At 56.2% G+C, this 21,773-nt stretch carries 21 protein-coding genes; 4 read left to right on the top strand and 17 right to left on the bottom strand.

Annotated elements, in window-relative coordinates; all coding sequences use genetic code 11:
• The 6 genes from potG to ACO6VX_RS08175 all read right to left on the bottom strand — a co-directional run bounded on the left by potG (position 1) and on the right by ACO6VX_RS08175 (position 5,234).
• On the bottom strand, positions 1–1,134 hold the full coding sequence (gene potG, locus ACO6VX_RS08150; protein WP_010254420.1) for a putrescine ABC transporter ATP-binding subunit PotG: 1,134 nt from the start codon (positions 1,132–1,134) through the stop codon (positions 1–3).
• A 122-nt stretch (positions 1,135–1,256) separates the two neighbouring features.
• Positions 1,257–2,366 carry a spermidine/putrescine ABC transporter substrate-binding protein PotF gene (potF, locus tag ACO6VX_RS08155; RefSeq protein ID WP_010254418.1) on the bottom strand — a complete coding sequence of 370 codons (1,110 nt, stop codon included), beginning with the start codon at positions 2,364–2,366 and terminating at the stop codon, positions 1,257–1,259.
• A 387-nt stretch (positions 2,367–2,753) separates the two neighbouring features.
• Positions 2,754–3,233 (bottom strand): YbjN domain-containing protein, encoded by a 480-nt coding sequence (locus tag ACO6VX_RS08160; protein WP_022625960.1) that lies wholly within the window; start codon positions 3,231–3,233, stop codon positions 2,754–2,756.
• An 87-nt stretch (positions 3,234–3,320) separates the two neighbouring features.
• A complete protein-coding gene (gene rimK / locus ACO6VX_RS08165; RefSeq protein ID WP_010254416.1) occupies positions 3,321–4,223 on the bottom strand; it encodes a 30S ribosomal protein S6--L-glutamate ligase in 903 nt (300 codons plus the stop codon).
• Between the two features lie 20 nt (positions 4,224–4,243).
• On the bottom strand, positions 4,244–4,966 hold the full coding sequence (gene nfsA, locus ACO6VX_RS08170) for an oxygen-insensitive NADPH nitroreductase (protein WP_422458065.1): 723 nt from the start codon (positions 4,964–4,966) through the stop codon (positions 4,244–4,246).
• Positions 4,967–4,982: 16 nt separating this feature from the next.
• Entirely contained in the window at positions 4,983–5,234 is a 252-nt protein-coding gene (locus tag ACO6VX_RS08175) for a DUF1418 family protein (protein WP_010254414.1), read from the bottom strand.
• Positions 5,235–5,489: 255 nt separating this feature from the next.
• On the opposite strand from ACO6VX_RS08175, the gene ACO6VX_RS08180 reads away from it, so the two are divergent.
• Positions 5,490–5,753 carry a GrxA family glutaredoxin gene (locus tag ACO6VX_RS08180; protein ID WP_010254413.1) on the top strand — a complete coding sequence of 88 codons (264 nt, stop codon included), beginning with the start codon at positions 5,490–5,492 and terminating at the stop codon, positions 5,751–5,753.
• A gap of 88 nt (positions 5,754–5,841) precedes the next feature.
• On the opposite strand, the gene ybjM is transcribed toward ACO6VX_RS08180, so the two are convergent.
• Positions 5,842–6,207 carry an inner membrane protein YbjM gene (gene ybjM / locus ACO6VX_RS08185; RefSeq protein ID WP_010254412.1) on the bottom strand — a complete coding sequence of 122 codons (366 nt, stop codon included), beginning with the start codon at positions 6,205–6,207 and terminating at the stop codon, positions 5,842–5,844.
• Positions 6,208–6,465: 258 nt separating this feature from the next.
• Here ybjM and ACO6VX_RS08190 point away from each other — a divergent pair, with 258 nt between their 5' ends.
• Both ACO6VX_RS08190 and ybjG read left to right on the top strand, forming a co-directional pair.
• Positions 6,466–8,154, top strand: a complete 1,689-nt coding sequence (locus ACO6VX_RS08190) for an aspartate:alanine antiporter (protein ID WP_010254410.1) — start codon at positions 6,466–6,468, stop codon at positions 8,152–8,154.
• Positions 8,155–8,556: 402 nt separating this feature from the next.
• Entirely contained in the window at positions 8,557–9,162 is a 606-nt protein-coding gene (gene ybjG / locus ACO6VX_RS08195; protein WP_010254408.1) for an undecaprenyl-diphosphate phosphatase, read from the top strand.
• Between the two features lie 222 nt (positions 9,163–9,384).
• On the opposite strand, the gene ACO6VX_RS08200 is transcribed toward ybjG, so the two are convergent.
• Positions 9,385–10,587 (bottom strand): serine hydrolase, encoded by a 1,203-nt coding sequence (locus ACO6VX_RS08200; protein WP_010254406.1) that lies wholly within the window; start codon positions 10,585–10,587, stop codon positions 9,385–9,387.
• 272 nt (positions 10,588–10,859) lie between these two features.
• Between ACO6VX_RS08200 and ACO6VX_RS08205 the strand changes: the two genes are divergently transcribed.
• Positions 10,860–11,516, top strand: a complete 657-nt coding sequence (locus tag ACO6VX_RS08205; RefSeq protein WP_187494353.1) for an HAD family hydrolase — start codon at positions 10,860–10,862, stop codon at positions 11,514–11,516.
• Between the two features lie 207 nt (positions 11,517–11,723).
• Here the strand turns inward: ACO6VX_RS08205 and ACO6VX_RS08210 are convergent, their stop codons facing one another.
• From ACO6VX_RS08210 to ACO6VX_RS08250, 9 genes are all read right to left on the bottom strand, one after another.
• Positions 11,724–12,860, bottom strand: a complete 1,137-nt coding sequence (locus tag ACO6VX_RS08210; protein ID WP_010254401.1) for a PQQ-dependent sugar dehydrogenase — start codon at positions 12,858–12,860, stop codon at positions 11,724–11,726.
• Positions 12,861–12,975: 115 nt separating this feature from the next.
• Positions 12,976–13,635 (bottom strand): DUF3313 domain-containing protein, encoded by a 660-nt coding sequence (locus tag ACO6VX_RS08215; RefSeq protein ID WP_010254398.1) that lies wholly within the window; start codon positions 13,633–13,635, stop codon positions 12,976–12,978.
• Between the two features lie 141 nt (positions 13,636–13,776).
• Positions 13,777–14,412, bottom strand: a complete 636-nt coding sequence (locus ACO6VX_RS08220) for a carbonic anhydrase (protein WP_010254395.1) — start codon at positions 14,410–14,412, stop codon at positions 13,777–13,779.
• A 513-nt stretch (positions 14,413–14,925) separates the two neighbouring features.
• Positions 14,926–15,375, bottom strand: coding sequence for a DUF4385 domain-containing protein (locus tag ACO6VX_RS08225; RefSeq protein ID WP_010254385.1), 450 nt, complete (start codon positions 15,373–15,375; stop codon positions 14,926–14,928).
• Positions 15,372–16,277 carry a glutathione ABC transporter permease GsiD gene (gene gsiD / locus ACO6VX_RS08230; protein ID WP_010254377.1) on the bottom strand — a complete coding sequence of 302 codons (906 nt, stop codon included), beginning with the start codon at positions 16,275–16,277 and terminating at the stop codon, positions 15,372–15,374. The genes ACO6VX_RS08225 and gsiD overlap by 4 nt, the downstream gene beginning before the upstream one ends.
• Positions 16,274–17,203 carry a glutathione ABC transporter permease GsiC gene (gene gsiC / locus ACO6VX_RS08235; protein ID WP_010254376.1) on the bottom strand — a complete coding sequence of 310 codons (930 nt, stop codon included), beginning with the start codon at positions 17,201–17,203 and terminating at the stop codon, positions 16,274–16,276. The genes gsiD and gsiC overlap by 4 nt, the downstream gene beginning before the upstream one ends.
• Before the next feature lie 46 nt (positions 17,204–17,249).
• Entirely contained in the window at positions 17,250–18,785 is a 1,536-nt protein-coding gene (gene gsiB, locus ACO6VX_RS08240; protein WP_010669736.1) for a glutathione ABC transporter substrate-binding protein GsiB, read from the bottom strand.
• Positions 18,786–18,839: 54 nt separating this feature from the next.
• Entirely contained in the window at positions 18,840–20,696 is a 1,857-nt protein-coding gene (locus ACO6VX_RS08245) for a dipeptide ABC transporter ATP-binding protein (RefSeq protein ID WP_422458066.1), read from the bottom strand.
• 9 nt (positions 20,697–20,705) lie between these two features.
• On the bottom strand, positions 20,706–21,665 hold the full coding sequence (locus ACO6VX_RS08250; RefSeq protein ID WP_022625970.1) for an isoaspartyl peptidase/L-asparaginase family protein: 960 nt from the start codon (positions 21,663–21,665) through the stop codon (positions 20,706–20,708).
• Between the last annotated feature and the right edge of the window lie 108 nt (positions 21,666–21,773).

Consider the following 21,773-nt stretch of genomic DNA (forward strand, 5'->3'; position numbering starts at 1 on the left):
TTAAACCGTCAACACCACGCAGCTGTCGCATTCCCAGCAGAGGCGGACTTCATCACCCCAGGTCGGCAACCCTTTGCGGTAGCGATGTGCGTTTTGCAACTGTGCGCTGATCATCTGTCCGCTGTGCAGACGGACATGGAAGATAGAGAGGTCGCCGAGATAGGCGATGTGGACCACTTCACCCACCGCAAAGTTACAGCCATCGGCAGGCACCTCATCGCACAACATCACTTTTTCCGGGCGCAGTGCGACATGGACCGGAACGTTATCCACCACCGAGACATCGGAGTCGACTTTCAGCGGATGCATCAGGCCGGGACTGTCGATCACCAGGCCATCCGCCTGACGTTCACGCAGTAAGCCTTCGAAGACGTTAACCGAACCGATAAATTCCGCGCTGTAGCGGCTGGTAGGATGCTCGTAGATCTCCTCCGGCTCGCCAATCTGCACGAACTTGCCGCGATTCATAATCGCGATACGGCCCGCCATGGTCATCGCCTCTTCCTGATCGTGCGTCACCATCACGCAGGTAGCGCCAACACGCTCCAGAATATCGACCACTTCCAGCTGCATTCTGTCGCGCAGCTTCTTGTCCAGTGCCCCCATCGGCTCATCCAGCAGCAGCAGTTTTGGCCGTTTCGCCAGGCTGCGGGCCAGCGCCACACGCTGACGCTGACCACCGGAGAGCTGGTGCGGTTTGCGTTTAGCAAACTCCTGCATATGCACCAGCGCCAGCATCTCTGCTACCCGGCTGGTGATCTCCCCTTTCGGCAGCCGATCCTGTTTCAGACCAAAGGCGATATTCTGCTCCACCGTCATGTGGGGAAACAGCGCGTAGGACTGGAACATCATGTTGATCGGGCGCTGATAGGGAGCAACGTGGGACAGATCCTGGCCATCCAGCACAATCTGCCCGCTGGTTGGCGGCTCAAAACCGGCCAGCATGCGCAGCAGCGTTGATTTACCACAGCCCGATGCGCCCAGCAGGGCAAAGATCTCACCTTTATAAATAGTCAGGCTGACATCATCCACGGCGTGTTGCCCGTCAAAGGATTTGGTCAGATTGCGAATTTCCAGCAGTGGCGTTAACGCCTTTGCGGTTTTATTTTGAGGACGGGGAATGGCATCGTTCACAAAGGTTCTCTCCGGAGCCAGGCGGAACATGGCGACAAAATTTGCCGCTAAAAATGGCACAACAGAGGCCGACACCGCGCCTCTGTTGCTGATACATGACAGGTCAATCCGTTAAGGACGAATTACTTACCACTTTTTACTTTAGTCCATGCGCGCGTACGCACACGATCCAGTTTAGGATCCTGGACTTTCAGCACAAACAATTTCGACATCGCTTCTGGCGTCGGGAAGATACCCGGGTTGTTGCGGACGTCGGCATTGATCAGCGGCAGCGACGCTTTGTTGCCGTTGGCGTAGTTCATTTTGTTGGAGACATCGGCGATCACTTTCGGATCCATGATGTAGTTCAGCCAGGCGTAAGCACCATCGAGGTTTTTCGCATCTTTCGGGATCGCCATCATATCGAAGAAGGCCAGTGCGCCCTCTTTCGGTACGCTGTAGCCCAGATGCACGCCATTTTTCGCCGCATCAGCACGGTTTTTCGCCTGCAGAATATCGCCCGACCAGCCAATGGCGACGCAGATATTACCGTTGGCCAGATCGTTGATGTACTGCGACGAATGGAAGTAGCGGATATTCGGACGCAGTTTCAGCAGCAGGTCAGTGGCCGCGCCCGAATACTCTTTAGCATCAGAGGTGTTAGGATCTTTGCCCAGGTAGTTGAGCACCGTGGCGAAAATCTCTTCTGGCGCATCCAGGAAGGAGACGCCGCAGCTTTTCAGCTTCTCCAGGTTTTCCGGCTTCAGCACCAGATCCCAGCTGTTGACCGGCGCATCGGCGCCCAGGGCGGCCTTGACCTTGTCGACGTTGTAGCCGATACCGGTGGTGCCCCACAGATAAGGAATGGCATATTTATTACCCGGATCGTGCTGCGCCACTTTTTCCATCAGCGCCGGATCGAGGTTTTTGTAGTTAGGCAGTTTGCTCTTATCCAGAGGCTGGAATACCCCGGACTGCAGCTGACGCGCCAGGAAGCTGGAGGATGGCACCACCACATCATAGCCGGTGCTGCCCGCCATCAGTTTGCCTTCCAGGACTTCGTTGGAGTCAAACACATCGTAGACCACTTTGATGCCGGACTGCTTTTCAAAGTTCGGCACGGTATCTGGCGAAATATAATCGGACCAGTTGTAGACGTGCAGCGTTTTATCTTCCGCCATGCTGCTGGCCGATGCGGCCATCAGCGCAGCAGCTACCACAGCTGACAGCCATTTCTGACGTGAGTTGAACATATTTTTCCATCCTCCTGAGCGGGTCATTACAACGCTGCAAACCAGAGATCCCTGCATTGCGTTCTGTACAAGACGTCAGTGACACAATGAATCATTATTCAGCGGGAGTTTAATAGCAAAAACCTATAGCTGAGGCGCAGTTACGCGCCTGTTACAGCCCCGCAAGCATAGCCCCCCCGGTCAGGCTTCACCAGACCCCAGCGTAAAAAACGCCTGAAAGCGATATTTTATGCATGTTTGAGCTATGAGGTTCGGCTTTGATGGCATAAACCACGACTAATATCTGGCGTTAAAGGGCAAAATGCAGAATAAAAAATTATCGCGGCAGCGGATGGCGGGCATAAAAAAGCCGTCTCAGGGACGGCTTAGTGTGTGACCATGTCGGGCTTAGTGCAGCACAGAATGAACGCTGGTCACCGGAACGTGCTCTTCTTCTTCGCCCACGATCAACAGATTGTTGGCAAAGGCTTCCAGGATCACCATGGAGATCTGCTCTTCACTCTGTTTCATAAAGTGCGAGAACTGACCAAAGGTTAACCCGGCGGTGGTAATCATTGACTGACAGACAATGAGTTTCGGCAGATTATCATCCTGAATGTCGATAAATGCTTTCACCGTCAGCGAACTGGCATTGATCTGCGACAAATCGCCAACCAGTGGAATCAGCGCCGTCGGCTTCACTTCAGCCAGCGCCGAAAACAGAATGACGTTGTCGACCAGATCGATTTTGGCGTCAAACACCCCATCGAAGTTTTGCATGTGCGGCAGATGAAGTGCCTGACAGGCATCGCATTCGAACCAGGTGATATTTTGCTGATCCAGCCAGCGACGCAGCAGGTCGATATCCGGAACGACAAGAGAATCCATCGTAAAATCCCAGTGGGGTGATAAACAGGCGACTTAGCTTACGGAAAAATGCGCGACGATGCCATGAAAACCGCTGAAAAGCGCGTGTCAGCCAGCGGTTTTAGGACGGAGCCCGGGGATGGCCTGCTGCTCAATCCGCTCGATCATCAGGGCGGCGATGTTAAGGTCACTGCTGGTTTCAATGCCTTCAAGACCGGGCGAGGCGTTAACTTCCATCACCAGCGGGCCGCGATGGGCGCGCAGAATATCGACGCCCGCCACTTCCAGCCCGAGCGTAGCCGCCGCTTTCACGGCGATCTGCCGCTCCTGTTGCGTAATGACGACCGGATAAGCTTTGCCGCCGCGATGCAGATTAGAGCGGAAGTCGCCCTCTTTCGCCACCCGCTCAATCGCTGCCACCACCTGATTGCCAATCACCAGACAGCGAACATCACGACCCTGCGCTTCTTTAATAAACTCCTGCACCAGAATATGGGCATTCAGGCCGCGAAAGGCATCGATAACGCTTTCTGCCGCCTGCCGTGTCTCCGCCAGCACCACGCCAATGCCCTGGGTGCCCTCCACCAGCTTGACCACCAGCGGCGCACCGCCGACAAGGGCAATCAGATCAGCGGTGTCATCGGGTGAGGAGGCAAAGCCGGTGACCGGCATGTCGATGCCTTCCCGTGCCAGCAGCTGCAGCGAGCGCAATTTGTCACGGGTGCGGGTAATGGCGGCGGACTCATTCAGCGGATAGCTGCCGCACATCTCAAACTGTCGCAGCACGGCCGTGCCATAAAAGGTAATAGGGTTGCCGATGCGCGGGATAACCGCATCAAAATGGCCCAGCGGTTCACCACAGTAGTGAACCGCCGGTGAGGCGGGATTAATATTCATATAGCAGGAGAGCGGATCGATGATCTGAACCTGGTGGCCGCGCGCGGCGGCCTCCTCACGCAGTCGCCGACTGGAGTAGAGCGTCTCATCACGTGACAGGATAGCTATCTTCATCGCTGCTCTCCCTTACTGGCTTAACGCGTGGCCCAGCCCTGCTGATGCAGATAATCGAGCATAAACGGACGCGTCTCTTTAATGATCAGGCGCTGGATCAGCTCACTCCAGGTTTCGCTGCGCTGGTTGCTGCCGCGCTGCTGATAATAGAGCTCTGTGCGGCTATCGTATTCGGCCAGTACCGCCGGATCCAGCGGCTGATAGCGGTTCTCATGCACCAGCATCGCGTGCGGCATACGCGGTTTGACGTCCGGCTTTGACTCCGGATGGCCCAGGCAAAAACCAAACAACGGCAGAACAAATTTCGGCAGGCCCAGCAGTTCGGTTACTTCCACGATACTGTTACGGATTCCGCCGATAAAGACGCCGCCCAGATCCAGCGATTCCGCTGCGACCATGGCATTCTGACCCATCAGCGCGGTATCGACGCAGCCCAGCAGCAACTGCTCGGCACGACCCAGCTGCGCATCAGGGCAAATCTGCAGGTGGCGATTAAAGTCAGCGCAGAAGATCCAGAACTCAGGCGCATCCGCGACCCAGGTCTGTCCGCCCGTCAGCGTCACCAGCTTGTCGCGCAGGGCTTTGTCGGTGATACGGATAATGGAAGAACACTGTAAAAAACTGGATGTGGACGCCGATTGCGCCGCAGTAATAATCGCTCCACGCTGTGCTTCGCTGACCGGCTGGTCAGTAAAAGCGCGGATTGAACGATGGCTGCACAGTAAATCAATGGTCGGTGTCATAAAGTCTCCAGCAATATTATCTTTTTTTGTCAGTTTGATTAAACAGCTGTGGTGCTATCGCTTTCGCGGTGCGCCACATTAACAGCCAGGCAGCAGGTAGCATCAGAACCACGCCAGCAATAAACAGCACAGTGGCCAGCGTTTTTACATCCGCCTTGTCTGGCAGCGGAAGCCAGTGGTTGATCAGCAGCAGCGCGGCCACGATTAACAGGCCGCCAGCCGCCTCCAGCACCACCACAAACCGGGGTAATCTGGCTACACTCTGCATGATATCCTCCTGCCTTAGCGGCTGACTGAGCGTCAATTATGGTCAACAACCCAAAAATTGCGCGAGATACACGGGCTGCCGGCGCGAAAAAGCCTCTGATTCAGAGGCTTCCTGACCGGGCAGCGATAGCGTGCGGGCATCAGACTAACAGGCAAATCCTGCTTTCCTTAAGCGATACGAGCGGGCATCATGGTTGCCATTCTCTGTTTCATTGTGTGATACACATCACATAATAGTCGCTGCAAGGAGTTCTCAATGATTGCTGTTATTTTTGGTCGTCCGGGCTGTCCCTACTGTGTGCGTGCCCATGAACTGGCCGACAAACTAACCGCTGAACGTGATGATTTTAGCTACCAGTATGTCGATATTAACGCAGAAGGCATTACTAAAGCCGACCTGGAAGCGAGCGCCGGTAAACCGGTCAGCACCGTGCCACAGATTTTCGTCGACGAAAAACATATCGGTGGCTACACCGAGTTTGCGGCCTGGACCAAAGAGAATCTGGGATTTGCCGCGTAAGCGCTGATACCCGGAATGAAAAAGGCGAGCCAGGATTTTCCTGTCTCGCCTTTTTGCGCTCTGCCTGACACCCGTCACCCGGCACTGTTTAATTGAGTGAGGCCATCACTATCTGCATCAACCGCACCAGCAAAGCCCCGCAGCCTGCCCAGAACAGCGCGCTAAGGCTCCATGCGACCACAAAGAGTGCGTTGCTGTGGATAAACAGGCTGCTGTTTAACAGCAGTGCTGCCAGTAACGTTCCCCATAATCCCATCAGCAGGGTGCTTTTTAACGGGCTCTCCACCTGCACCAATGCCATCACAATACCGGGCAACATAAAGAGCAGTAATTCGGGCTGACCACGAAGCGGGCCGGGACCGACCTGCCAGAAATGACAGGTAAAGACAAACACCAGACTGTACAACACCACGCCGCACAGGCGGGTAGTCCAGAGATAAGAACGCTGCGGCATACCACCCCACTGATTAAAAGTAACCCCGACAATAACCTGCTGATAACCCTGATGCGTTCAGATGGAAATAAAAAGAAACAGTTCGCTGTGGCAACGAATGAAAACAGCCAATGGCTGTGAAAGATATTTGTGATTAGAATAGCGCCGCGGTAAAGGTTCCATTTGCAGTACTGAAGCAACAGCACCTCAACGGCCTGCTCACGATAGCGAAAAACAGGCTACTCTTCAATAGGTTACATGTAAACAAGAAGTTAAACAGTGAATATTAACGTCGCAGGATTGTTAAGCGGAAATGACATTTTGTTATTGTTTGTCGTTTTAGCGCTCGGCCTCTGTCTGGGTAAGTTGCGTCTGGGCTCGGTTCAGCTGGGAAATTCGATTGGCGTATTAGTGGTTTCGCTCTTATTAGGCCAGCAGCACTTTACGATCAATACCGATGCATTGAGTCTGGGCTTTATGCTGTTTATTTTTTGTGTCGGCGTCGAAGCCGGTCCCAACTTTTTTTCCATTTTCTTTCGCGACGGCAAAAACTATTTCATGCTCGCCATCGTCATGGTGGTCAGCGCACTGTTGCTGGCGCTGGGACTGGGCAAACTCTTTGGCTGGGATATCGGTCTCACCGCCGGCATGCTGGCCGGGTCGATGACCTCAACGCCGGTGCTGGTCGGGGCGGGCGATACCCTGCGGCAAAGCATCAGCGATCCGAAGCAGCTTGGACTGATGCAGGATCAGCTGAGCCTCGGTTATGCCGTGACCTATCTGATAGGCCTGGTCAGTCTGATTTTCGGCGCACGTTATCTGCCCCGTCTGCAACATCAGGATCTGCCCACCTGCGCCCAGCAGATCGCCCGGGAGCGCGGTCTGGATGCGGACAGCCAGCGCAAAGTTTTCCTGCCGGTGATCCGCGCCTATCGCGTCGGTCCGGAACTGGTGGCATGGAGCGGCGGCAAAAACCTGCGCGAACTGGGTATCTATCGTCAGACCGGTTGCTACATTGAGCGCATCCGCCGCAACGGTATTCTCGCCAGTCCCGATGGCGATGCGGTGTTACAGCTCGGTGATGATATCTCGCTGGTGGGCTATCCCGATGCTCACGCCCGGCTCGACCCCAGCTTCCGCAACGGCAAAGAGGTTTTTGACCGCGACCTGCTGGATATGCGCATCGTCACTGAAGAGATCGTGGTGAAAAACCACAATGCGGTAAACAAACGCCTCAGCAAGTTAAACCTCACCGATCACGGCTGCTTCCTGAACCGGGTGATACGCAGTCAGATTGAGATGCCGATCGACGACAGTATCATGCTGAACAAAGGTGATGTGCTGCAGGTCAGCGGCGAGGCACGACGAGTGAAAAGCGTGGCGGATCGCATTGGCTTTATCGCGATTCACAGTCAGATGACCGATCTCTTAGCCTTCTGCGCCTTCTTTATCGTGGGTCTGATGATTGGTCTGATCACCTTCCAGTTCAGCAATTTCAGTTTTGGTATTGGTAACGCCGCGGGCCTGCTGTTCGCCGGTATCATGCTCGGCTTCCTGCGCGCCAACCATCCAACCTTTGGTTATATTCCGCAGGGCGCGCTCACTATGGTGAAAGAGTTCGGTCTGATGGTGTTTATGGCGGGAGTGGGATTGAGTGCCGGTAGCGGCATTAATCATGGCCTGAGCAGCGATGGTGCGCTGATGCTGCTGTGCGGCCTGCTGGTCAGCCTGATTCCGGTGATCATCTGCTATCTGTTTGGTGCTTATGTGTTGCGGATGAACCGCGCCCTGCTGTTTGGCGCCATCATGGGCGCACGTACCTGCGCACCGGCCATGGAGATCATCAGTGATACGGCACGCAGCAATATCCCGGCGCTGGGCTATGCCGGGACCTATGCCATCGCCAACGTGTTGCTGACGCTGGCGGGAACGCTGATTGTGATTATCTGGCCGATATTGCCCTTATAAAATTTTTTTGCCTGCGTCCAGAACTTTATTGTTAAGGGATAGTCATAATAAGTGCCACTGCTTTTCTTTGAAATCCCCAAATTGTGGAGCCCGCTGGTCTTTTTCCCGGCGGGTTTTTTTATGCCTTTTTCCGTCCCTCCCCGTCATTCCCCGCCTGATTCGCAACTTCAGGTGTCATAAAACTTAAACCGTTACACAACTCAACGGCAGATTAAGAGCCTTTCTATAGACGAACAAAACGGTAAAAAGCAGGATAGACCGCTGTTTAGTTAGCAATTTGTGCTGACTGATTGGGTGAGCGTGCTGTCGCTGACCGTTTTTTTGCCGCTGTTATCGGACCGGGCTGGCGGGATGCTGCCAGCTGCCGTTAACCGGACTGTCTGCTGAGGAATTTATCCCGAAATGGAAGAGCTGAACCATTCACTGTTTACTGCCATTAATGCCACACCGGCTTCACCCGCCTGGTTACTGCAGCTGGCGACGTTTTTTGCCAAAGATCTGATCGCCATTGTGCCGCTGTTAATCGTGGCGATGTGGCTCTGGGGACCGCGCGATCAGGTGTCTTCGCAGCGGGTACTGGTACTGAAAACCGGTATGGCGCTGATCTATGCGCTGGCGATCTCCTGGTCTGTGGGCCAGCTGTTGCCGCATCCCCGTCCTTTCGCTATCGGTTTTGGTTATCAGTTCCTGCATCACGCCGCCGATGACTCCTATCCCAGCGATCACGGCACCACAATATTCACCTTTGCACTGGCCTTTATCTTCTGGCATCGCCTCTGGTCAGGTGTGGTTCTGATGGTGGCCGGTTGCGCTATTGCCTGGTCGCGGGTCTACCTTGGCGTTCACTGGCCAATGGATATGCTGGGGGGGTTCCTGGTGGGGCTGCTGAGCTGTCTGGCTTCGCATCTGGCGTGGCAGTTCTATGGCGAGCGGATGCTGGCGGTAATCAATCCACTCTATCGGTCGCTGTTTGCCGTGCCGATTCGCAAAGGCTGGACGCAGGATTAAAAAAGGGACGCGTTAGCGTCCCCAGCACTGTGGCAAACCCGGATTTACCGCAGCGAATAAGCTTAAAGCGCAGGGAACAGGGTCAGAGGAGGAAAGCGTCCCGCGCCAGGGACGGCGCGGGCCGAGCGTGTCATGGATGACGGATTTTGCGTCTTTCCGATCTGACCCTGTTCCCTGTGCAGGCTCGGGCTCAACGCAGTACGAGCCTGCGTCCCTGCTTACTTATGAAAACCACTTCCCGAACCAGCCATTGAATTTCATCATCACGAAATCAATCATCCGGCTGAAGAACCCGCCTTCCGGCACATCCTGCATCACCACCAGCGGCCGCTGCTCAATCGTTTTCCCGTCCAGCTGGAAATCAATGGTGCCGACCACCTGATTCTTCTTCAGCGGGGCTTCCAACTGCGGCGTAGTGAGTCTGAAACTCGCCTTCAGATTCTTCATCTGCCCTTTAGGGATGGTCAGCGCAGCATCTTTCGCCACGCCCAGATTGACCTGGCTGCGATCACCGAACCAGACCCGCTGCTGCGCAAACGGTGCATCCGCTTTAATCGGCGTAACCGTTTCAAAGAAACGGAAGCCCCATGTCAGCAGCTTTTCACTTTCGCGGAAACGAATCGCATCGCTGGCGGTGCCCAGCACCACCGAGATCAGACGCATATCCCCTTCGGTTGCTGAAGCGACCAGGTTATTCCCCGCGCCTGAGGTGTGGCCGGTTTTGACGCCATCAACCTTGAGATTGGTGCTCCACAACAGGCGGTTGCGGTTGATCTGGCGAATATTATTGAAGGTGAACTCTTTCTCTTTATTCAGCGCGTACTCTTCGGGCACATCGCGGATCAGCGCCTGAGCAATCAGCGCCATGTCACGCGCGGTACTGTACTGCCCTTCTGCATCCAGACCGTGTACCGTCATAAAGTGGGTATTCTGCAGTCCCAGCGCCTTCACGTAGTTGTTCATCAGGCCGATAAACGAATCCTGACTGCCCGCCACATAATCCGCCAGCGCAATACAGGCGTCATTGCCGGACTGGATCACGATTCCCTTATTCAGCTCATGCACCGGAATACGATCGCCCGGCTTGAGAAACATCAGCGACGAGCCGCGCAGCTTAGGGTTGCCGGTGGCCCAGGCATCCTGTCCGACGGTAACCAGGTCATCCGGCTTGATTTTCCCCGCTTTAATCGCCTGACCCACAACATAGCTGGTCATCATTTTAGTCAGACTGGCGGGGTCGAGGCGCTGATCGGCACTGGATTCGGTTAACACCTTACCGCTGGCGTAGTCGATCAGAATCCACGCTTTAGCATCAATGCCTGGCGCGGCGGGAGCCTGCTCAGCAAAAACGCTGACGGGGGCAAGAATCAGTAATGAAGTGGCAGCAAGGTGCCGCAGGCGAGATGTGAAGCGAGTGTTTGTCATGGGCTTGGCCGGATTGTCCTTGTTAAATCGAAATTCCAGGGGCAGAAAATTCTCACTCAAACGCTAACCCTTGACGGCAGCGAAAAAAACCGTCGAATCGTAAAGTTTTTTAGAGTTTAGTAGAGTAACCCTGGCATAAGTGCCGCGCGCGTGCCGCTTTTCCCCGATTCTGTCGCTATCAAAACTGCGTGAAATTCCGATTTTTCGCAGAAGAGTTAAGCCCGTCACAAATATCAGTTAACCTGAACGCCAGTCAGCCGAGGAGACCGACCATGGACTTAGCCCTTTTTGATCTGGATGAAACACTCATTTGTGAAGACAGCACCAGCCTGTGGCTGCGCTGGCTGGTATCACAGGGATTCGCCCCCAGTGAACTGATTGATCAGGAACAGGCATTAATGAGCCAGTACTATGCCGGTACGCTGTCGATTGAAGAGTATATGAATAAAACACTCTCCCCCCTGGCGGGCATGGCCACGCTTACCGTTGAAGGCTGGGTGCGCCGCTTCATTCACCGCGACATCATGCCACGCGTTTATCCTGCAGCCCGCGAGCGGATTGAGTGGCACCGGGCGCGTGGCGACAAGGTCATGATCATCTCCGCCAGCGGCGAGCATCTGGTGGTGCCGATTGCAGAAAAGCTGGGTGCTTGCGGCGCGCTGGCGATTGGCGTTGAAATCGTGAACGAGCGCTACAGCGGCAACACTTACGGCACCATGACCTATAAAGAGGGCAAAGTCACGCGACTGGGTGACTGGAAAGCGCTGCAGCAGGACGAGACCTTTGACCGCACCTGGGCCTACAGCGATTCGATGAACGACCTGCCGCTGCTGGAACAGGCCGATCATGCCCATGTCATCAACCCTGACGAACAGTTACACAAGGAAGCGTTAAACCGCGGCTGGCAGGTTTATCACTGGGCGCGCTGACTCAGAGCCTGCTCCATCAGGCATACTGTTGCTGGCAGCCTGGACACGGGCAGCGCGGCACAATCCGTAGTACACGTAGTCCGTGAGGATTACTCGCTGCGCTCGCCCCTTCAGGGCCGCCCTGACGGGCGTTCAGGTTGCTAAAGCAGCCTGTGTGAGCACTGCCCTGGCCCAGACTGACCAATAAAATAGCCTGGGGACAGGCTCTTAGCCGCGGGACGCACCAGCGTCCTGCGCTAATCCCACTTTCAGCAGCTTGCCATTGGCCTCATCGGTCAGCACATAGAGCCAGCCATCCGGCCCCTGACGCACATCGCGAATGCGCGCCTTCTGATCGTCCAGCAGACGCTGCTCTTCCACCACTTTCTCGCCGTTGATACTCAGACGAATCAGGTTTTTCTCTTTCAGAGCGCCGATAAACAGCGAGTTTTTCCACTGCGGAAAACGGGCGCTATTGTAGAACGCCATGCCGCTGATGGCCGGAGAATCCTTCCAGTGATAAAGCGGCGGTTCGGTACCCGCAACCTGTGTGCCTTGTGACTCCGGCACTTTGTCACCGCTATAGTCGATGCCGTAGGTTGCCAGCGGCCAGCCGTAATTCTTGCCCCGCTCCATGATATTCACTTCATCGCCGCCGCGCGGGCCATGTTCATTTTCCCATATTTTGCCGGTCCAGGGGTTAAGCGCCAGCCCCTGCGGATTACGCAAACCATAGGCCCAGATCTCTGGCCGTGCGCCGCGCTGTTTCGCAAACGGGTTATCGTCCGGCACGCTGCCATCGGCGTTGAGCCGCAGCAGTTTGCCCTGCAGCTTATCGAGATCCTGCGCAGCGCTGCTGGCAAAGTTATCGCCGAAGGCGATCCAGAGATAGCCCTGGGTATCAAACGCCAGCCGGGTACCGATGTTGTTGCCGCTGGAGAGCATCGGCGTCTGCCGAATCACCTCGCGGAAATCGCTGAGTTGCCGGTTATCCTTGCTCAGCGTGCCCACGCCTACCACCGCGCCCGCTTTGCCACTGCTGTTCGCTTCGGTATAGCTAAGCCAGACGCGACGACTGGTGGCAAAATCGGGTGCCAGCACCACGTCCAGCAGGCCACTCTGCCGTTCTGCCCAGACCTTTGGCACGCCCTGGATCGGCTGCGACAGGCCGCTCTCCGGGCTCCAGCTGCGCAGTTGTCCGCTACGTTCGGTAATCAGCAGCGTTTTATTGTCCGGCAGGAAGGCGACGGACCATGGATGTTGTAACTTATCCTGTAATACCTCGACCTTTACGTCGGCGGCAAACAGGGGGGCGGTACAGAACAGGGAGCCACTTAGCAACAAGGCAGTTGAGAAACGGGCCATAACGATCTCCTGACGGGATAGAATGCCCTTAAGCGTAGTCAGCCCCTCTGCAATGATGTTGAGGATTTACAAAAGATTAATCAGGGCGACAGCGCTCTGCTGTCGCCCGTCAGAGTCAGGGCGCGTTAAAACTTACCGTGTCACGCACCATCGTATCGATACCAGGCTTCAGCTCGTCAAAGGTGATCGGCGTATTGCTGTTACTGACCGTTTTGCCAAAGGCTTTGCGAACCACCCGGATCATCGGTTTGCCCGTCACCGCATCGCTGGCTTCTATCTCCAGAAACAGTTCGCTGTTCTGAGTACGATGCCCTGACGCCGCCATGGTGCTGGCAACGACCGCGGCAACCGGTACCACTTCATAAAACTGCACGCCCTGATTTTCTGCTGACACGGCGGTAATGGCGGCCCTTACCTTCAGAGTATGCGACGTAGCCTGATTCACCAGCGGCAGGCGGGTGGCTATCGCGCCTTTTAGCTGGATCTCGGTGTAACTGAGCACCTGATCCAGCGTTTGCTGAGTGACGCGTGGCGTGGGGTGCGCCGCCGGGTAGTAGATCAGCGATGTATAAAGCACATCTTTATAATGGCTGCTTTGATAATCGGGTGAAATCCAGCGCAGAGTCGGTTCACCACTGGCTGACGACGTCGGTTGCAACTGGCTGTAATCGCTTAAAAAACCTGAATATTGCTGTTTATCAGCAACATGAGAAGTACAACCACTGAGCAGCACGGCAGAGACCGCCAGAAGAGCAGCAACGGAAGTTTTACGCATCATCAACTCGCTTGTATCAGGAAGGTTTAAGCAAGCATAGATAAGCCAGAGGGGAAATGCAGAATAACAGAGGCGATTTAACGCTGTTATGCAGAATAAATAGCAGGAAAACCCGCTGCAGAGCACAGCGGGCGAAAAATATTACTCAAAGCAGGTATCAGGATTCTCAGACAGGGTGATGAACTGTTTGCCACCCTGGGTCAGCGCCATAATGGTGCCGCTTTCGATATCGTAAACCCAGCCGTGCAGACGCAGCTTACCGTTACGCAGCGCGACGGAGACGGAAGGATGGGTTTTCATGTTGTTCAACTGGGCGATGACGTTCTCTTTGACCATCTCGTTCAGCTTCTTCTCTGGCGAGTCATACTCACGCTGCTCAACCACCGCTTTTGCCGCATCGGCATAGCGCAGCCAGTGCTCAACCGCAGGCATGGTATCCATGCAGGCGCAGGAGGCGATGGCGTTCATGGCACCACAGTTAGAGTGACCACAGATGATGATGTCGGAGACGCCCAGCGCGACCACCGCATATTCGATAGTGGCGGAGACACCGCCTGGCTCCGGGCCGAATGAGGGAACGATGTTGCCCGCATTGCGGATAACGAACAGCTCTCCTGGCTCCTGCTGCGTCACCAGTTCAGGCACCAGACGGCTATCTGAACAGGAGATGAACAGCGCTTTCGGATTTTGATTTGATGCCAGGCTTTTGAAAAGATCCTTCCTTTCAGGAAACACATTCTGCTGGAAATTCAGAAATCCGTTGATGATCTCTTTCATTATTTAGCTCTCACATTATCCATTTCATTACCTGAGGGGCATAGCCCCCTCAGTGGGGTTTGCCCGTTTATTATTAATGAAAACAAGTGAATATCAACCCGCCTTTTACCGGATGCTCTAAACAACGGCCACTGTCAGCGTTTCGCTTGTTCACCAGTCAGAGGCTCCGCAGCCAATTTCTTTTTATAGCACGGGAAGTTATTGGAAAAAGCACGGTTTGAACCGCCCGTTTTTTTGCCTGTGCTGTGGATCGGCTTTTACGCGTTTTTTCACTACTTTACGCCCCCGGCTCGCCAGCAGAAAAGGTTTCTTGTCTGCTGTGTGAGTTTATCTGGCAAGCGTGGCGGGCTATGGCGTTTTGGGGCGTGGCGAAACGGCTGCGCATCTGGCAGCACGGGCGCTGCAGCAGAACCGTTGCAGGCAAGGAATGAGGGATAGGATTGAGCAGGACGGGTTCATTAAAACAACCCCGGCAGCAGGAGGTAACAGCTGCCGGGAGAGCAGGATTAACGCTTAGCCATACTGCTGCTGATGCGCTTTTTTACGTCGCAGATAGTCTTCATCTGCACGAAGTTTGTCCCAGTAGCCTTTGAAAACAGCCGCCGCCGCGGCTTTTTCCTCGTTGACACCGCGCGGCAGCTCCTTGCCATCCGCATCATATTTGCGTCCGCCCTTGTGGTTGCTGTAACGGCGCGCACGGGTATACCCCATCTGAATAAATTTGCGCGCCATATCCATGCCGACAAAATCATCTTTGCGCCGATACTCCTCAAACAGCGCCATGATTTTCTCAGCCGACTCTTCAGCAATGGGAACGGTACGAAAACGCCAGTGTGGCAGTATTTCGCCTTTATAAGGCTCGACCATCAGCACGCCCTGCTCACCACGCCCGACCTGATAAAGCTCGGGGTGCTGGCGGAAGTCGATAGTGCTGAAGTCCTGATCATAATCGAAAGGTTTCATCTCTTTAGTTTAGGATCAAGTGCGTCGCGCAGCCCGTCTCCGAGTAAATTAAATGCCAGAACGGTGAGGAAGATGGCCAGGCTGGGGAAAATTGCCACGTGAGGCGCGATGACCATGTCGGCCCGCGCCTCATTCAGCATCGCCCCCCACTCCGGCGTAGGCGGTTGTGCGCCCAGCCCCAGAAACGACAGGCTGGCCGCGGTAATGATTGAGGTACCGACCCGCATGGTGAAATAGACCACAATCGGCGATACCGTGCCGGGCAGGATATGCCGCATCAGGATAGTCCAGTCAGAAGCGCCGATGCTGCGTGCCGACTCAATATAGGTCTGATGCTTCAGCACCAGCGTATTGCCGCGAACCAGCCGGGCAAAAGCCGGGATACTGAAGATAGCGACCGCCACAATCACATTACTCATGCCGCTGCCCATAATCGCCACCACCGCAATCGCCAGCAGAATGCCGGGAAAGGCAAACAGCACATCGCAGATACGCATGGTGATGCGGTCCCACCAGCCTTCGTAATAGCCGGCTAACAGACCAAAGAATGTGCCGATCAGCGCGCCGATCACTACCGAAAAGAAGCCCGCAATCAGGGAAATCCGCGTGCCGACCAGCACCCGACTGAAAATGTCACGCCCCAGCGAATCGACGCCAAACAGATGCATCAGCGAGGGGCCGTCATTGAGCCGGTCATAATCGAAGTAGTTCTCTGCGTCGAACGGCGCAATCCACGGGGCAATAACCGCCAGCACAATCAGTACCAGCACAAACAGCCCGGCCAGCAGCGCCACCGGCTGCCCTCTGAAACGCCGCCAGAATTCACGCCACGGCGTTCGCACCCGATTCTCCGCAATCAGCGGCATCGTTTTCAGTGCCGCTTCGCGTCGCCAGTTTTTCATCGCGACTCCTTAAAGCGAATAGCGGGATTAATCACCGCATAGAGCATGTCGACAAACAGGTTGATCAGAATAAACTCCAGTGAAAACAGCAAAACTTCCGCCTGAATAACCGGGTAGTCGCGCATCGCCACGGAATCGACCAGCAGTCGCCCCAGGCCCGGCCAGTTAAACACCACCTCGACCACGATCGAGCCGCCCAGCAGGAAACCAAACTGCAGCCCCATCATCGTTACCACCGGGATCATGGCGTTGCGCAGGCCATGCTTGACCACCACCAGCGACTCGCGCACCCCTTTGGCCCGGGCGGTCCGCATATAATCTTCCTGCATCACCTCCACGAACGAGGCACGGGTAAAGCGCGCCATCACCGCCGCCACCGCCGCACCCAGGGTGATGGAGGGCAGAATATAATGTTTCCAGCTCTCTGCACCGACGGTTGGCAGCCATCCCAGCTCCACCGAGAAGACCTGCATCAGCAGCATGCCCAGCGCAAAGGCGGGAAACGAAATGCCCGACACCGCCAGCGTCATCCCCAGTCTATCGGGCCAGCGATTGCGCCAGACAGCGGAAACGATGCCGATTGCCATGCCAAAAATCACTGCCCAGATCATGCTGACCAGTGTCAGCCACAAAGTTGGCATAAAGCGTGAGGCGATCTCCTCCGCGACCGGCCGCTTCGAGACCATCGACTGGCCGAAATCGCCCTGCAGCGCATTCAGCATAAAGTGCCAGAACTGCTGCGGCAGCGGCAGGTCGAGTCCCAGCTCCTGACGCACCAGCGCCACCACCGAGGCATCGGCTTCCGGCCCGGCGATCAGACGCGCCGGGTCGCCCGGCAGCAGGTGAACAAACAGGAACACCAGCACCGCCACAATCAGCAGCGTGGGGATCAGCCCAAAGAGTCGTTTGAGAAAATAGTTAAACATGCAACATCCTGCAGCTGCGGCCAGCCTCGCGGGCTGGCCTGCTCCGTTACTTCAGAGTTGCCTCATCGAAATTGAATGAGGTATCGGGCATCACATAAAAACCGCTGAGGTTTTTGCTGTTGGCAGAAACCAGCTGCTCAACCACCAGTGGGATCCACGGATGATCCTGCCAGATGGTATCCTGCGCATCTTTGTAGAGACGCGCTTTCTCGGCACGATCGGTGGTTTTCAGCGCATCTGCCAGATCTTTATCGACCTTAGGATTGCTGTAAAACGCGGTATTGAAGATCGCCGGTGGCCAGGCCGTAGTAGCAAACAGTGGCGTCAGTGCCCAGTCCGCTTCGCCGGTTGAGGCGGACCAGCCGGTGTAGAACATGCGCACGCCGCTCTCTTTCTGGCCCTTGCCTTCTACTTCAGCGGCACGCTGACCCGCATCCATCGCCGTAACTTTAACTTTCACGCCAACCTGCGCCAGCTGCTGCTGGGTGAACTGCAACACTTTCTGCGCGGTGCTGTGGTTGTGTGACGACCAGAGCGTGGTTTCAAACCCGTTCGGGTAACCCGCCTCTTTCAGCAGGGCTTTCGCTTTGGCCGGATCGTAGCTGATGGCCGGATAGGTCTGAGCGAAGTCGATGGTGGGCGGCACGATGCCGGTAGCAGGCGTGGCGTAACCGGAGAACGCCACTTTCGCCAGCGCCTGACGGTTGATGGCATATTCCAGCGCTTCACGCACCTTCGGATTATCGAACGGCTTCTGAGTGACATTAAGGCTGATGTAACGCTGCATAATCGATGGCGTGGTTACCACAGCAAGCTTGCTGTTCTTCTCCAGCAGTTTTGCCTGCTCATAGGGCACCGGGAAAGCAAAGTTCGCTTCGCCGGTCTGCAGCATCGCCGCGCGGGTGTTGTTATCCACCACCGGTCGCCAGGTAATGCTGTCCAGCTTCGGATAGCCCGGCTTCCAGTAGCCGTCCCACTTCTTCACCTTCACAAAATCGGTCTGGTTCCAGGTTTCAAACACAAACGGGCCGGTTCCTACCGGATGGAAACCGATCTCTTTGCCATATTTTTTCAGCGCGGTGGGCGAAATCATCGCCGCCGCCGGATGGGCCAGAATGTTGATAAAGGCGGAGAACGGCTCTTTCAGCGTTACTTTTACCGTAGTTGGATCCACCACTTCGGTGCTGGCGATATGTTTAAACAGGTTGTAGCGCTTGAGATGGTTATCCGGATTGCTGGCGCGATCGAGGTTGACCTTTACCGCTTCCGCATTGAAGTCAGTGCCATCCTGGAATTTAACTCCGGAACGCAGCTTAATGGTATAGGTCAGGCCGTCGGCGCTGGCCTGATAGCTCTCAGCCAGCACGTTAGTGAGCTTCATCTCTTTATCAAAGCCAAACAGGCCCTGATAGAAGGATTTCGCGACAGCCTGCGACAGCGTGTCGTTGGCGTCATAGGGATCGAGAGTGGTGAAGTTGGACGCGACGGCAATCACCGCATCCTGTGCTGCCCAGGCGGGCAATGCCATTGCGCTGCTTAACACGCCAGCCGCCAGTAACCCTTTACGCATCGTAATCTGCATCTTGTTCTCCTGTAATCCCTGTCGGGTTGGTCGCCGGGGCGACATCGTCACTGTTCAGGTCGCACTGATAACGTGGCGGGCGACGAAATGGCCCGGAGCCACCTCCATCAGCGGCGCCACTTCAGGTTCATCCCCTAACGCATGAATCGGGCTGGGGATCTCATCGACCAGTAAGGCTCGTTCGCGACGCCGGTGAGCCGGATCGGCTACCGGCACCGCTGCCATGAGTTTTCGGGTGTAAGGGTGCTGAGGCTGCTCAAACACCGCCTGACGCGGCCCCATCTCGACAATCTGACCGAGATACATCACCGCCACGCGGTGGCTGATACGCTCCACCACCGCCATATCGTGAGAAATAAACAGGAAGGCGATGCCAAACTCGCGCTGCAGGTCGAGCATCAGATTAATAATCTGCGCCTGAATTGACACATCCAGCGCCGAGACGGACTCATCAGCGATCACCACTTTGGGATTCAGCGCCAGCGCGCGGGCTATACAGATGCGCTGACGCTGGCCGCCGGAAAATTCATGGGGATAGCGCTGAGCATGTTCCGGCAGCAGACCCACTTTATCCAGCAGCCAGGCGACGCGCTGCTCCGCCTCGCGACGCGGCATCGCCTTGTGGACCAGCAGCGGCTCCATAATGGAGAAGCCAACCGTCAGCCGGGGATCCAGCGAGGCGTAGGGATCCTGGAAGATAAACTGAATGTCGCGTCGCAGATGGGCCAGCGCGGCACCCGACAAATGGTCTATCCGCTGTCCGTCAAACGTCAGGGTGCCACCCTGACTGGCCACCAGCTTCAGCAGCGATCGCCCGGTGGTCGATTTACCACAGCCAGACTCGCCCACCAGCGCCAGCGTCTCACCGGCATAGAGATCAAAACTGACTTTTTCGACGGCATGCACCCGGCTTTTGACGCGGTTCAGCAGGCCGCCGCGAATATCAAAGCGGGTGACCAGATCGCGCACCTGCAAAATGGGTGGCTGCAGGCGGCGAACCGTATCCTGCGGTACGTCATCAACGGCATCGCTGTGCAGCAACGGAAATTTGGCCGGCAGGGGCTGGCCCTGCATCGAACCGAGCTTTGGCACCGCCGCCAGCAGTGCCTGGGTATAGGGCTGCTGCGGTGCGCTGAACAGCCTGGCTACCGGGGCATTTTCTACTACTTCGCCGCGATACATCACCTGAACCCGATCGGCCATTTCGGCGACCACGCCCATATCGTGAGTGATAAAAATCACCCCCATCTGCATCTCTTTTTGCAGCACGCGGATAAGCTGCAAAATCTGCGCCTGGATGGTGACGTCGAGCGCGGTGGTCGGCTCATCGGCAATCAGCAGGGCCGGTTTGCAGCAGAGCGCCATGGCGATCATCACGCGCTGGCGCATCCCGCCCGACAGCTGATGCGGGAAGCGGGATAATACATTTTGCGCATCCGGGATTCGTACCAGATCCAGCATCCGGCGCGCTTCGGCCAGCGCGCCAGCGTGGCTCAGACCCTGATGCAGACGGATGGATTCCGCGATCTGCTCGCCCACGGAGAAGACCGGATTCAGCGAGGTCATCGGCTCCTGAAAGATCATCGCCATATCCGCACCGCGCACCCGCCGCATCTGACCTTTTGAGGCGCGGATCAGATCCAGCACGTCGCCGTTGCGACGCCGCAACAGCACCTCGCCGCTGACCCTCCCGCCAGCCTGCTCAATCAGCCGCATCAGCGCCAGCGAGGTCACTGATTTCCCCGAGCCTGACTCCCCCACCAGCGCCAGCGTTTCGCCGCGAAACAGATCGAGTGATAAATGACGCACCGCGTCAGTGACGGTGGTTTCGTGCTGAAAACGCACATTGAGATCGCGCACCGCCAGGACCTGCTCAGGGGCCAGCGGCGGTAACGTTTGCCTGTCGCTCATCTCTGCTCCTTAACTTTCGCGATAGATAGCGACGTCTGCCACTTCGCCAACCCGCGCCACACCGCGATACATCCCTTCGCTGTTGAAAGGCAGCGCTACGTTGCCTGCGCGGTCGACGGCAATCAGCCCCCCGCTGCCGCCCAGCTCCAGCACACTGTCATGAATAACATTAACCGTGGCCTGCTGCAGTGATCGCCCGGCATAGCGCATCTGGGCTGCCACATCATAGGCCGCCAGCGTCCGCATAAAGACTTCTCCGGTGCCGGTACAGGAGACCGCCACGCTGTCGTTGCTGGCGTAGCAGCCTGCGCCCGGCAGCGGCGAGTCGCCGACCCGCCCGGCCTGCTTGTTGGTCATACCGCCCGTTGACGTGGCGGCCGCGAGGTTGCCCTCAAGATCCAGCGCGACGGCCCCCACCGTACCAAACTTACGGTCCGGGTCGAGCGGGTCATCGCTGTGCGCGGCTCCATCATGGTCCAGCACTGCCGTATCGCTGTTCAGCGCGCGCTGCAACTGCTCCCAGCGTTCCGGGGTCGAGAAGTAATCAGGCGTGACCATTTCCAGCCCGTGCGCCTCAGCAAACTGCTCTGCGCCCTCGCCGATAAACAGGACATGCTCGCTATGTTCCAGCACGGCACGTGCCGCCAGCACCGGATTCCGTACCCGCGTTACGCCCGCGACCGCCCCTGCACCCAGCGTGCGGCCATCCATGATGCAGGCATCGAGTTCATGGGTGCCCTGATGGGTGAAGACCGCGCCTTTACCGGCGTTGAACAGCGGGCACTCTTCCAGCAGCCGCACCGCTTCGGTCACCGCATCGAGTGCGCTGCCGCCCTGAGCCAGTATCTGCTGGCCCTGAGTGACAATATCGTGTAGCGCCTGACGATAGAGTTGCTCTTTTTCGGCGCTCATTGCTGAGCGCGTAATGGCACCGGCGCCTCCATGAATGGCGATCACTGCATTGACCATAACGATCTACCCTGTGGTTGCATCAGGACGAAAAACACTGATTTAAAATGGTTTTCACCCATTTTTGGTGATTTTTGACTATAGAAAGCCTGCTAAGTGTTGTAAAGC

It is taken from the genome of Pantoea sp. BJFS-204 (assembly GCF_049310725.1).
Taxonomy (GTDB): Bacteria; Pseudomonadota; Gammaproteobacteria; order Enterobacterales; family Enterobacteriaceae; genus Pantoea; species Pantoea agglomerans.